The sequence below is a fragment of the Sphingomonas aquatilis genome, assembly GCF_014196115.1.
GTDB classification, from domain to species: Bacteria; Pseudomonadota; Alphaproteobacteria; order Sphingomonadales; family Sphingomonadaceae; genus Sphingomonas; species Sphingomonas aquatilis.
Window position 1 is genome coordinate 852,601 of record NZ_JACIDB010000001.1, and the last position, 12,508, is coordinate 865,108.

At 66.3% G+C, this 12,508-nt stretch carries 13 protein-coding genes; 6 read left to right on the top strand and 7 right to left on the bottom strand.

Features of this window, described 5'->3' with window-relative positions:
• Window positions 1–209 precede the first annotated feature (209 nt).
• Window positions 210–3,533, top strand: coding sequence for a carbamoyl-phosphate synthase large subunit (carB, locus tag GGR47_RS03950; RefSeq protein WP_147036376.1), 3,324 nt, complete (start codon window positions 210–212; stop codon window positions 3,531–3,533).
• 80 nt (window positions 3,534–3,613) lie between these two features.
• Window positions 3,614–4,090, top strand: a complete 477-nt coding sequence (gene greA / locus GGR47_RS03955; protein ID WP_017978083.1) for a transcription elongation factor GreA — start codon at window positions 3,614–3,616, stop codon at window positions 4,088–4,090.
• 485 nt (window positions 4,091–4,575) lie between these two features.
• Here the strand turns inward: greA and GGR47_RS03960 are convergent, their stop codons facing one another.
• The 5 genes from GGR47_RS03960 to GGR47_RS03980 all read right to left on the bottom strand — a co-directional run bounded on the left by GGR47_RS03960 (window position 4,576) and on the right by GGR47_RS03980 (window position 6,629).
• A complete protein-coding gene (locus tag GGR47_RS03960) occupies window positions 4,576–4,806 on the bottom strand; it encodes a DUF4170 domain-containing protein (protein ID WP_017978084.1) in 231 nt (76 codons plus the stop codon).
• A 193-nt stretch (window positions 4,807–4,999) separates the two neighbouring features.
• A complete protein-coding gene (locus GGR47_RS03965) occupies window positions 5,000–5,425 on the bottom strand; it encodes a hypothetical protein (protein WP_063688207.1) in 426 nt (141 codons plus the stop codon).
• A gap of 37 nt (window positions 5,426–5,462) precedes the next feature.
• Complete coding sequence (locus GGR47_RS03970; protein WP_147036375.1) at window positions 5,463–5,792, bottom strand: DUF3618 domain-containing protein; 330 nt, start codon at window positions 5,790–5,792, stop codon at window positions 5,463–5,465.
• A complete protein-coding gene (locus GGR47_RS03975) occupies window positions 5,789–6,160 on the bottom strand; it encodes a phage holin family protein (RefSeq protein ID WP_147036374.1) in 372 nt (123 codons plus the stop codon). The genes GGR47_RS03970 and GGR47_RS03975 overlap by 4 nt, the downstream gene beginning before the upstream one ends.
• 7 nt (window positions 6,161–6,167) lie before the next feature.
• Window positions 6,168–6,629, bottom strand: coding sequence for a hypothetical protein (locus tag GGR47_RS03980; protein ID WP_063688213.1), 462 nt, complete (start codon window positions 6,627–6,629; stop codon window positions 6,168–6,170).
• A gap of 144 nt (window positions 6,630–6,773) precedes the next feature.
• Here GGR47_RS03980 and eno point away from each other — a divergent pair, with 144 nt between their 5' ends.
• Window positions 6,774–8,051 (top strand): phosphopyruvate hydratase, encoded by a 1,278-nt coding sequence (gene eno, locus GGR47_RS03985; RefSeq protein WP_147036373.1) that lies wholly within the window; start codon window positions 6,774–6,776, stop codon window positions 8,049–8,051.
• Window positions 8,052–8,083: 32 nt separating this feature from the next.
• Entirely contained in the window at window positions 8,084–8,440 is a 357-nt protein-coding gene (locus GGR47_RS03990) for an FtsB family cell division protein (RefSeq protein WP_018251114.1), read from the top strand.
• A 269-nt stretch (window positions 8,441–8,709) separates the two neighbouring features.
• On the opposite strand, the gene GGR47_RS03995 is transcribed toward GGR47_RS03990, so the two are convergent.
• Window positions 8,710–9,093: a hypothetical protein gene (locus tag GGR47_RS03995; RefSeq protein WP_147036042.1), complete on the bottom strand. Its 384-nt coding sequence runs from the start codon at window positions 9,091–9,093 to the stop codon at window positions 8,710–8,712.
• A gap of 340 nt (window positions 9,094–9,433) precedes the next feature.
• Here GGR47_RS03995 and GGR47_RS04000 point away from each other — a divergent pair, with 340 nt between their 5' ends.
• Together GGR47_RS04000 and GGR47_RS04005 are read left to right on the top strand one after the other, a co-directional pair.
• Complete coding sequence (locus GGR47_RS04000) at window positions 9,434–9,856, top strand: hypothetical protein (RefSeq protein WP_147036041.1); 423 nt, start codon at window positions 9,434–9,436, stop codon at window positions 9,854–9,856.
• A gap of 86 nt (window positions 9,857–9,942) precedes the next feature.
• Window positions 9,943–11,514, top strand: coding sequence for an alpha-N-arabinofuranosidase (locus GGR47_RS04005; protein ID WP_147036040.1), 1,572 nt, complete (start codon window positions 9,943–9,945; stop codon window positions 11,512–11,514).
• Window positions 11,515–11,674: 160 nt separating this feature from the next.
• Here GGR47_RS04005 and map read toward each other — a convergent pair whose 3' ends face one another.
• Window positions 11,675–12,502 carry a type I methionyl aminopeptidase gene (gene map, locus GGR47_RS04010; protein ID WP_017978094.1) on the bottom strand — a complete coding sequence of 276 codons (828 nt, stop codon included), beginning with the start codon at window positions 12,500–12,502 and terminating at the stop codon, window positions 11,675–11,677.
• Window positions 12,503–12,508: the final 6 nt, after the last annotated feature.

Here is a 12,508-nt window from a genome sequence, read left to right on the forward strand (position 1 = left end):
GGCGAGCAGCAAGTGCTGGACCGTATTTCGACTGATTGCGGTCTCTCCGCGGGCGACATCATGCTGCAGCATGGGCGATTAGTTCGCGTCCGTCCAAAGGGGACGCCGTCTTATGCCGCACTGAAATGCGCCTTCGCGAAGCTGAAACAGCGCAACTTCACATATCCTATCGGCTTCATTTCCGAGCCGCCTGTTGGACGTAAGAAATAATGCCAAAACGCACCGACATCTCCTCCATCCTCGTCATCGGCGCGGGGCCGATCGTCATCGGTCAGGCGTGCGAGTTCGATTATTCGGGCACGCAGGCGATCAAGGCGCTGAAGGAAGAGGGCTATCGCATCGTCCTCGTGAACAGCAATCCGGCGACGATCATGACCGATCCGGAGCTGGCCGACGCGACGTATGTCGAGCCGATCACGCCCGCCGTGGTCGCCAAGATCATCGAGAAGGAGCGGCCCGACGCCGTCCTGCCGACGATGGGCGGGCAGACCGCGCTCAACACCGCGCTGGCGCTGTTCCATGACGGCACGCTCGAAAAGTTCGGCGTCCAGATGATCGGCGCGGATGCCGAGGCGATCGACAAGGCCGAGGATCGCCAGAAGTTCAAGGTGGCGATGGACAAGATCGGGCTTGAAAGCGCCCGCTCGGCGATCGCGCATACCGTCGAGGAGGCGCTGGCGGGCCTCGAGATCACCGGGCTGCCGGCGATCATCCGCCCGAGCTTCACCATGGGCGGGTCGGGCGGCGGCATTGTCTACAACCGGTCCGAATTCGTCGACATGGTCCGCAAGGGCCTGGACGCGTCGCCGACCACCGAGGTGCTAATCGAGGAATCGCTGCTCGGCTGGAAGGAATATGAGATGGAGGTCGTGCGGGATCGCAACGACAACGCCATCATCATCTGTTCGATCGAGAACGTCGATCCGATGGGCGTCCACACGGGCGATTCCATCACCGTCGCGCCGGCACTGACGCTGACCGACAAGGAATATCAGATCATGCGCAACGCCAGCATCGCGGTGCTGCGCGAGATCGGCGTCGAGACGGGCGGGTCGAACGTCCAGTTCGCGGTGAACCCCAAGGATGGCCGCCTGGTCGTCATCGAGATGAACCCGCGCGTGTCGCGCTCGTCGGCGCTGGCGTCCAAGGCCACCGGCTTCCCGATCGCCAAGGTCGCGGCCAAGCTGGCGGTGGGCTATACGCTGGACGAGATCGACAACGACATCACCGGCGCGACGCCGGCGTCGTTCGAGCCGACGATCGACTATGTCGTCACCAAGATCCCGCGCTTTGCCTTCGAAAAGTTCAAGGGTGCCGAGCCGGTGCTGGGCACCGCGATGAAGTCGGTCGGCGAGGTGATGGCGATCGGTCGCAACATCCAGGAATCGATGCAGAAGGCGCTGCGCGGGCTGGAGACGGGTCTGTCGGGCTTCAACGCGGTCGACCATCTGGTCGGCGCGCCGCGCGCGGAGATCGAGGCGGCGCTGGCCAATCCGACGCCGGACCGGCTGCTGGTCGCGGCGCAAGCGCTGCGCGAAGGCTTCACCGTTGCCGAGGTGCATGCGATCGCCAAGTTCGATCCGTGGTTCCTCGAACGCATCGCCGAGATTGTCGCAGCGGAAGAGGAGGTGTGCCGCAACGGCCTGCCGATCGAGGCGGCGGGCATGCGCCGCCTGAAGGCGATGGGCTTCAGCGACAAGCGGCTCGCCTATCTGGCGCTCAAGTCCGCCAATCTGCGCGGCATGGAGCGCGGCATCGCGCGCGGATCGGGCCTGATCCACGAGGCGGTCGTCGCGATGACCGGCGGCGTGACCGAGGACGAGGTGCGCGCGTTGCGTCACCGGCTGGGCGTACGCCCCGTCTTCAAGCGGATCGACACCTGCGCCGCGGAGTTCGACGCCAAGACGCCCTATATGTATTCGACCTATGAGGCGCCGTCGTTCGGCGAGCCCGAGGACGAGAGCATGCCGTCCGACCGCCGCAAGGTGGTAATTCTGGGCGGTGGCCCGAACCGGATCGGGCAGGGGATCGAGTTCGACTATTGCTGCTGCCACGCCTGCTTCGCGCTGGCGGACGCGGGCTATGAAACGATCATGGTCAACTGCAACCCGGAGACGGTGTCGACCGACTATGACACGTCGGACCGCCTGTATTTCGAGCCGCTGACCGCCGAGGACGTGCTGGAAATCCTGCATGTCGAACAGTCGAAGGGCGAGCTGGCCGGCGTGATCGTGCAGTTCGGCGGGCAGACGCCGCTGAACCTCGCCCGCGCGCTGGAGAAGGCGGGGATTCCGATCCTGGGCACCAGCCCTGACGCGATCGACCTGGCCGAGGACCGCGAGCGCTTCGCGGCGCTGGTCAGCAAGCTGCGCCTGAAGCAGCCGGCGAACGGCCTCGCGCGCAGCCGGGACGAGGCGGTCGCCGCGGCGGAGCGGATCGGTTATCCGGTGCTGATGCGCCCCAGCTATGTGCTGGGCGGGCGGGCGATGGAGATCGTGGACTCGCTCCAGCAGCTCGACGATTACATCCAGACCGCGGTGCAGGTGTCGGGCGACAGCCCGGTGCTGATCGACCAATATCTGCGCGACGCGATCGAGGTGGACGTCGATGCGGTGTGCGACGGCGACGAGGTGGTCGTCGCGGGCCTGCTGCAGCATATCGAGGAAGCCGGCGTCCATTCGGGCGACAGCGCGTGCTCGATCCCGCCCTATTCGCTTGGCGCCGAGACGATCGCCGAAATCGAGCGGCAGACGGTCGCGCTGGCGCATGCCTTGGGCGTCAAGGGCCTGATGAACATCCAGTTCGCGGTGAAGGATGGCGAGGTCTACCTGATCGAGGTGAACCCGCGCGCCAGCCGCACCGTGCCCTTCGTCGCCAAGGCGATCGGCGCGCCCATCGCCAAGATCGCGAGCCGCGTGATGGCGGGCGAAAAGCTCGCCGACATGCCGCCGATCGATCGCCACATCGATTATTATGCGGTCAAGGAAGCCGTCTTCCCGTTCAACCGCTTCCCGGGCATCGACCCCGTCCTGTCGCCGGAAATGAAGAGCACGGGCGAAGTGATGGGCATCGACCCCGACTTCACCACGGCGTTCATGAAGTCGCAGCTGGGCGCGGGCACCGTGCTGCCGACCGGCGGCACCGCCTTCGTCAGCGTGAAGGACGGCGACAAGCCGCATATCGTGCCGGCGGTGAAATCGCTGCTGGCGCGGGGGTTTAAGGTGCTGGCGACCGGTGGGACGGCCGATTACCTGGAAACCGCGGGGCTGGCGGTCGAGAAGGTCAACAAGGTCGCGCAGGGGCGGCCGCATATCCTCGACCGGATCATGGACGGCGAGGTGACGCTGATCTTCAACACCACCGAAGGCTGGCAGAGCCTGAAGGATTCCAAGCCGATCCGGCAGGCGGCGCTGGCGCAGAAGATCCCGTATTTCACCACGGCACCTGCCAGCGTGCAGGCCGCCGCGGCAATCGGCGTCGCCTCCCTTGAAGTCCGCCCCCTGCAATCCTACTATTCGCAGTCGCACAACTGATCCCGACATAATGACGTGATGTGCGGGGGCGGGCCGAAAAACGGCCCGCCCGCGGGGATGAAGCAATTGGGGACTGACACATGGCGACCGTCGAAAAGATGCCGATGCTCCAGGAGGGCTATGAGAAGCTCACCGCGGATCTGAAGCGTCTGAAAGCCGAACGCCCCCTGATCGTCGACGCGATCGAGGAAGCCCGCGCGCACGGCGACCTGTCGGAAAACGCCGAATATCACGCTGCCAAGGAGCAGCAGGGCCAGAATGAGGCGACGATCGCCGATATCGAAAGCAAGCTGTCGCGCGCGCAGATCATCGATCCGCGTGAGCTGTCGGGCGACAAGGTGGTGTTCGGCGCAACCGTGACGTTGCTCGATGACGACGACAAGCCGGTGAAGTACCAGATCGTCGGTGAGACCGAGGCGAACGCCAAGACGGGCCGGATTTCGTACAATTCGCCGCTGGGCCGGGCGCTGATCGGCCGCAAGGTGGACGACGAGGTCGAGGTGTCGGTGCCGGCCGGCGACCGCTATTATGTGGTGTCGAAGGTCGAATTTATCTGATTCTGTGTGGAGGCGGCGGTGTTCTCCGCCACTCCGTCATCCCGGCGCAGGCCGGGATCCATGGACACGGCGCCATCTGCGTTGGAGCGTCACAGCAGCCGTTTCGCCTCCATGGATCCCGGCGTTCGCCGGGATGACGAGGTGGGCGGTGGTCCCGCTTTTAGTCAAAGCGCGGCTCGGCTTTTACGTCGCGGCTAGGTATCATGTCGCGGCTGGTTGTCGGCTGTTGGTCGCACGACGCGACCCCACCCACACCGTCATTCCCGCGGAGGCGGGAATCCATATGCAGTGTGGTTTCGGCTCCATCGCTGCCATTAGCGTGTCTGGATTCCCGCCTTCGCGGGAATGACGGGGGTGGGGAAGGTGGAGCGGCATAACCCACCGTGGGTGGTGCGGACGCTGTGGCGTTCCGCCCGTCTTAATCATGGTTTTCGCGGCCCCGGACGCGGTCCGGGGCGCAGTGGGGGCGGAGCGCCCCCGTCCGCTTACGCTTCCGGCGTCGTGACCAGGTCGGGTTCGAGCAGGCGGTGGAGGTGGACGACCACGAACTTCATCTCGGCATCGTCGACGGTGCGCTGGGCGTTGGCGCGCCAGGCCTTTTCGGCGCTCGCATAGTCGGGGAAGATGCCGACGACGTCGAGCTTCGACGGATCGGCCCAGTCGAGCGTGCGGGGATCGGTGACGCGGCCGCCGAAGACGAGGTGGAGCTTGCTCATGCGCTGAGATTCCTGGGGTGATGATTTTACCCCGCCGTCCCTAGCGTGTTGCGGCGCAATATTGAACCCCGGATGGCCTGCGGACAGCGGACCATTGGGGACCGTTTTGTCATTGCGCGCGAAGCGCGGTAATCCAGGGTGTCGTGATCCGGCTCTGGATGGCTTCGCTCCGCTCGCAATGACGGGATTGGGCTTAGTCCTTGGCGCGGGCCGACTGCGCCGCGGCGGAACCTGCGGTGGTCGCGGCCTTGGCGATGCCCTGGAACAGCGACTTCACCTGATCCTTGGCGGCGTCCTTCGACAGGCCGGCATTCTGGAGTTCGGTGGCGCCGGCTTCGCGGGCGGCGGCGACGGCGCTGCGGGCGCGCTCGCCGAGCGACCGGCCGAGCGGGGCGAGCAGCTGCTTTTCCTTTGCAGAGCGCGGGATCAGCGCACCGGCGAGCGCGCCGATCGCGATGCCGCCGGCGACGATGGCAAGCGGATTGGCCTCGATCGCGTCGGCGGTGCGGCGCGCGGCGTCGCTGGCGGCGTGCTTGGCATCGTCGAGCCGGTCATGCACTTCGGCCTTGATGTCGGCGGTGGCGTCGGCGACGCGATCCTGGGTCTGGGTGTCGGTCATGGGTCTATCCTTTGCGTGGATGCGCGGGGAACGCGGATCAGTCCTTGGGGCCGAGGCCGGGTTCGTGATTGCGTTTGAAGCGATGCGGCTTGTCCTTCTTGCGGAACAGGCCGGCGAGGCGGTGGCGGGCGAGGAACAGGCCGGCGACGGCCGTGACCCCGGCGACCGCGCCGGGATTGCGCACCGCCGTGTCGAGGCTGGCCTGGGCCGCGGCCTGCCCCTTGTCGGCGACGTCGCGCGCCGCCTGCTTGGCGAGATCGCGCGGGTTGAGGCGGACCTGCAGCTTGCGCAACGTGCCCGACAGGCGCTCGCGCGCCGCGGCGGCTTCCGCTTCGGCGTCCATCAGGCGGGTTGCGGGATCGGTCACAGCTGCTTCTCCGTGGCAGGGGCGAGGCGACTCTTGCCGATGAGGGCGAGGCTGGCGGCGATCGCGAGCACCGCGATCACGACGGCGAGCGTCGCGAGGCCAGGGCCGAACAGCGTCGCGAGCGTCAGGACCGCACCGACCAGCGCCGTGATCAACGCAGCGAGCGCCAGCACCCCGGCGACGACGAAGAACACGATCGCACTGCGATAGGCGCTGACGCGTTCGCCGATCCGCGCCTTCACCACCGCCACTTCGGCGCTGGCGAGACCGCGGGCGTCCTCGACGAGCTGGCTGACGAGGTCGGTGATCCCTTCCTCGCCAGCGCCTAAAGTTTCGCCCGCGGTTTCGATTGTCGGCAAGACCGCCACGAGCCCCTTACGCCTTGTCGTCGAGGCCGGACTGGACGACCCGGGCGAGCGCGAAGCCCAGCGCCGCGGCGACGCCGATCGCGACGCCCGGGCTCTTGCGGACGAAGGCGCGCGCGTCGTCGAGCAGCTCGTCGACGTTCTTGTCGCGGATCTGGCCGGAGAAGTTGGAGACGACGCCGGCTGCCGAGCGGGCGTAGTCGCCATATTGCGCGCCGAGCTTGTCGTCGACCTGGCCGGCAGCGTCCTGGATCATCTGCGACAGCTGGTCGAGGCCGCCGATCGCGCGCTCCTTGCCGGTGTCGGCCAGCGTGCGGATCTTGTCGGTCGCCTGCGCGCCGTATTTCGCCGAATAGTCCTTGGCGGTCTGCTTCGCCTGTTCGACGCGGCTGGTCGCGCCATCGGCATCGCTACTGGCGGTGGAGGAGAGGGTGTCTCCGTCAAGGACGGGGTTCAGATCGGTATCGGACATGGTGGCCCTTTCGTGACAGTCTCGTATCGAAGCCTCTAACCCCGGCCGACGACGGCCGGTTCCCTTGCGGCAGGCAATTGCCGCCCGCGCGGCGAGCGGGTAGAGGCCGCGGCATCTGAGCCCCAGAGGTAGGAGCATCGTTACGTGACCGCAATCATCGACATCCATGGCCGGCAGATCCTCGACAGCCGCGGCAACCCGACGGTGGAGGTCGACGTGCTGCTGGAGGACGGCAGCTTCGGCCGCGCGGCGGTGCCCTCGGGTGCGTCGACCGGCGCGCATGAGGCGGTCGAAAAACGCGACGGCGACAAGAGCCGCTGGGATGGCAAGGGCGTCGACGATGCCGTCGAGGCGGTGAACGGTGAGCTGGTCGAAAAGCTGATCGGCATGGATGCCGAGGATCAGGCCGACCTGGACGCAGCGATGATCGAGCTGGACGGCACCGAGAACAAGGGGCGCCTGGGCGCGAACGCGATCCTGGGCGTCAGCCTGGCGGCGGCGAAGGCGGCGGCGGAAGCGCGCGGCATGCCGCTGTACAAGTATGTCGGCGGCGTGTCGGCGCACGTGCTGCCGGTGCCGATGATGAACATCATCAACGGCGGCGAGCACGCAGACAACCCGATCGATTTCCAGGAATTCATGATCGTGCCGGTCGGCGCGGAGAACATTCTGGAGGCGGTGCGCTGCGGATCGGAAATCTTCCACACACTGAAGAAGGCGCTGCACGACAAGGGTCTGGCGACGGGCGTGGGCGACGAGGGCGGCTTCGCGCCGAACATCGCCAGCACCGAAGAGGCGCTGGGCTTCATCATGCAGAGCATCGAGAAGGCGGGCTATACGCCGGGTGACGACGTGATGCTGGCACTCGATTGCGCGGCGACCGAATTCTACAAGGACGGCCGCTACAATATCTCGGGCGAGGGCAAGGTGCTCGAAAGCGGCGCGATGGCCGAATATCTCGCCGACCTGACCCGTCGCTACCCGATCTTCTCGATCGAGGACGGCATGAGCGAGGACGATTGGGAAGGCTGGAAGGCGCTGACCGATCTGATCGGCGACAAGGTGCAGCTGGTCGGCGACGATCTGTTCGTCACCAACCCCAAGCGCCTGAAGCGCGGCATCGAGGGCGGCTATGCCAATTCGCTGCTGGTGAAGGTCAACCAGATCGGCACGCTGACCGAGACGCTGGAAGCGGTGAACATGGCGCAGCGCAACCGCTACACCGCCGTCATGAGCCATCGTTCGGGCGAGACCGAGGATGCGACGATCGCCGATCTGGCGGTCGCCACCAACTGCGGCCAGATCAAGACCGGCTCGCTGGCCCGTTCGGACCGTCTCGCCAAGTACAACCAGCTGATTCGCATCGAAGAAGAATTGGGCGACTCGGCACGATATGCGGGCCGGAGCGTTCTGAAGGCTTGATCCCGAACGGGATGCAAGCGAGGATGTAAACCATGGCGCGGGCGGTAACGGCACGGAAAGGCACGAACGGAGGGCGGTCGAACCCATCGACCGCGTTCCGCAAGGTCATGCGTCGTGCCGCGCTGCCCGCGCTGGGCTTTACGATCATGGCGTTTTTCGGCGCCTATGCCGTGCTGGGGCCGAACGGCATCCTGGCCTATGGCGATTACAAGAAGCAGCTGGCGCGGCGGGAGGTGCAATATGCCTCGCTCGACCAGAAGCGGACGGTCCTGCAGAATCGCGTCGCTCTGCTGGATCCCGACCACGCCAATCCGGATATGGTCGATGAAATGGTGCGCAAGGAACTGAACGTGGCGCATCCGGATGAGGTCATCGTTCCGCTGAAGTAGGGGCGGTCGGCGCGTTGGGTGCGTTTCGGGGTTATGCAGTGAGCGCTTAGCTTTCGTCGTTGATTTCGTACGCCTCACGCGCTCCGTCACCCCGGACTTGTTCCGGGGTCCACTCTGCGGCGAGGGGGGTGGTTCGAGCCTCTTGCCATCCCCCTGCGGCCCGGTGGATGCCGGACCAAGTCCGGCATGACGGAGTGGGGTGTGCGAGGGGCGGGCCTCTACCAAGGTCGCGTCTGCGCCGAAGGCGCGGCCAGATCCCTCCGCCGCCGTCATTCCTGGGAGTGTGGCGGTCCGAGGTCGGTGTCGCCGCCTTTGTCGCGTCCTTCGCCGCCGGTCTGTGGGTAACCGTCGCCGGCCGCCGCATCGCTGCTGAAGTCTTCGCCGGGGTTGCCGCCGCCGGCGCCGCTGCCGCTGCCATGGACCGCGCCGGTCTGAGGGTCGAACGAGGCGCGCAGGCCGTTTTCGGGCGGCAGGTTCGGGTCTTGCGGCGGATGCGGATCGCCGGGGCGGGCGGCGACGGTGCCGCTGGGGGTCTGGCGACCGAGGTCGGATTCGCGGTCGCGGTGATAGTCCAGGCCGTAGCGGCCGGCATCGCGATCGAAGGGATTGCCGGTCGTGTCGCGGTCGGGATCGACCTTGCTGGTGTCGGGCATCGGTGCCTCCTGTCGTGGGATGACAGGTAACGCGTTGGGATCGCGGGCGTATCCCATCGCACATCAGGGGCGGGGCTAGGGGTGAAAATCGGCGCGATCCCCAGGGTCGGCCAGGGCACCATTCTTTTAATACCGACCGGTACGAAAGCCGTTGACGGCGCCGTGATCCGCTTTTATACCGCTTGGTATAGAAGATGACGAGGCATTCATGTTGCGAGGGACCGCAGCGCCGGATGAAGAGCCTTCGCCATCTCGATCGAACGACACTGACGATGCAGCGCGCACCGTGCCCTTTGGCGCGGACGGGAGGCCTGCGGCTCGGGTAAAAGGGAGTGACACCATGGCTTTTCTCGCTTTCGCCGAACCGGGCAATGCCGGCTATGCCCGCGTGAGCGCGCAGGGGCTGGCCGCGGACGCCACACGGGTGACGGCGCCGACCGAGGACCGCCCGGTGCTGAGCGAGCTGGAGCGGTCGGTGATCGGCCTTGCGCGCGGTGACGGCCTGTCGACGCTGCGGCCGCCGGGGCGGCTGTCGCGCGGGCTGGAGCTGGTGTTCGGCGTGCGGATCAGCCCGATGCTGGCCGATCCCAAGCTGGAGGCGCTGCGTCGGGTCGCGGTGCTGAGCTGGAAGCGCGGCTATGCGATTGCCTCCGCCGAGGTGAAGGCCTTTCTGGCGGCCGGTTATTCGCCAGCGCATTACGAGCTGGTCGTGGATACGATCGCGGCGGCGCGGCAGGCCGAAAGCCGGCGCGGACGGCGCTGAACCTCCTTTTGTCTAACAAATTGACGGGCCGGATGTAGGCCGATAGTCATGGCCCCAGCGCGCAGGAACGCGTCGGGGAGAGATGCATGAAGACGATGCTGAGGCTGCTGCTATGCTCTGCGCTGGCGGCGGCGGTGCCGGTGGCGGCGGACGCGCAGGACGCGACAGCGACGGGGCCGACCGATATCGTATCGGTGCGCGGTGACCATCCGGGGCCCAAATACGATCGCCGCCTGTTCGGCCAGTTCGCCGAGCATCTCGGCACCGGCATCTATGGCGGCATCTGGGTCGGGCCCGGCAGCAAGATCCCCAACGTCCGCGGCTATCGCACCGACGTGCTCGACGCGCTGAAGGCGATCCGGGTGCCCGTCGTCCGCTGGCCGGGCGGCTGCTTCGCCGACGAGTACATCTGGCGCGAAGGTATCGGCCCACGCAACAAGCGCCCGGTCAAGATCAACACCCATTGGGGTGGCGTGACCGAGGATAACGCCGTCGGCACGCACGAATTCATGGATTATTCCGAGATGCTCGGCGCCGACGCCTATGTGTCGGGCAACGTCGGGTCCGGCTCGCCGCGCGAGATGGCGGAGTGGGTCGAATATATGACCTCGCCGACCGGATCGACGCTGGCCAAGGAGCGCGCCGCCAACGGCCGCAAGACGCCGTGGAAGCTGCCGATGTTCGGCATCGGCAACGAATTGTGGGGCTGCGGCGGCAACATGCTGCCCGACTATGCCGCCGACGAGACGCGCAAGTTCGCGACCTTCGTCAAGACGCCCGAAGGCGTGCCGATCATGAAGATCGCGAGCGGCGCGAATTCGACCGACTATAACTGGACCGACGTCATGATGCGCAAGGCGGGCACCATGATCCAGGGCATCGGCGTCCATTATTATACCGTCCCTGGCAGCTGGGAGCATAAGGGCGCGGCGACCGGCTTCAGCGAAGACGAGTGGGCGGTGACGATATCCAAGGCGCTCAAGATGGACGAATTGCTCCAGGAGCATTCGCGCATCATGGACAAATACGATCCCAAGAAGAAGGTCGCGCTGCTGGTCGACGAATGGGGCACCTGGTACGATCAGGAACCGGGATCGCATCCGGGATTCCTGTATCAGCAGAACAGCCTGCGCGATGCGGTGGTGGCGAGCCTGAACCTCGACATCTTCGCCAAATATGCCGACCGGGTGCGCGGTGCGAACATTGCGCAGATGGTCAACGTGCTGCAGGCGATGATCCTGACCGACGGCAACCGCATGCTGCGGACGCCCACCTATTGGGTGTTCGACATGTACAAGGATTATCAGGACGGCACGGTGCTGCCGGTCGAGGTCGCCTCGCACTGGTATACGCGTGGCACATATGAGGTGCGCGCGGTCAGCGCGAGCGCAGTGCGCGGCACCGATGGCGTCGTGCATGTCGGGCTGACCAACGTCGATCCCAACCGGGCGACGACGGTGACCGTCCAGCTGGCCGGGCTGGCGGGCAAGAGCGTGACGGGACGCATCCTGACCGCGCCGACGATGGATGCGCACAATACCTTCGATGCGCCCGATACGCTGAAGCCGGTGGCGTTCACCGGTGCGAGCCTGGGGGCGAACGGCCTGCTGTCCGTGGCGCTGCCGGCGAAGTCGGTGGTGATGCTGGACGTCAGGTGAGGGGGCGGGGCGGCGTTGGCGAGGGTCGGCGCCGCTTGCCCTCTCTCTTCGTCACCCCGGACGTGTTCCGGGGTCCACTCTGCGGCGAGGGGGTGGCTGGAGGCTCCGGCCATTCCCCTGCGGCCCGGTGGACCCCGGAACACGTCCGGGGTGACAGGGATCAGGCGTAGGGCGGCTGGTGGAAGCCGGCGGGCGATAGCGTGAAGATCTCGCAGCCTTCGTCCGTAATCCCGATCGAATGTTCGAACTGCGCCGATAGCGAGCGGTCGCGCGTTACCGCGGTCCAGCCGTCGTCGAGCAGCTTCACGTCGGGGCGGCCGATGTTAATCATCGGTTCGATCGTGAAGATCATGCCGGGCTTGAGTTCGGGCCCGGTGCCGGGCTTGCCGACATGGACGACTTCGGGCGCGTCGTGAAACAGCAGCCCCAGGCCGTGGCCGCAGAAATCGCGGACGACGCCGTAGCGGTGCTTTTCGGCATGGCGCTGGATCGCATGCGCGACGTCGCCCATGTGGTTGCCGGGCTTGGCCTGTTCGATGCCCAGCATCAGGCATTCGTAGGTCACTTCGACCAGCCGCTTCGCCTTCAGCGGGACGTCGCCGATCAGGTACATGCGGCTGGTGTCGCCGTGCCAGCCATCGACGATCGGCGTGACGTCGACATTGACGATGTCGCCCGACTTCAGCGTCTTGTCGCTGGGGATGCCGTGGCAGACGACGTGGTTGATCGAAATGCAGGTCGAATGCGTATAGCCGCGATAGCCCAGGGTCGCGGGCACGCCGCCGTTCGCGGTGACGAAGTCGTAGATCAGCCGGTCGAGCTCGGCGGTCGTGACGCCCGGCACCATGTGCGGCACCAGCATGTCGAGCGTTTCGGCGGCGAGGCGTCCGGCCTTGTGCATGCCGGCGAAGGCGGCGGGGCCGTGGAGCTTGATCGCGCCGGTGCGCCCTTCCGGCGCGTCGGAGGTGACGGTCACATATTCGGTCATCGAGCG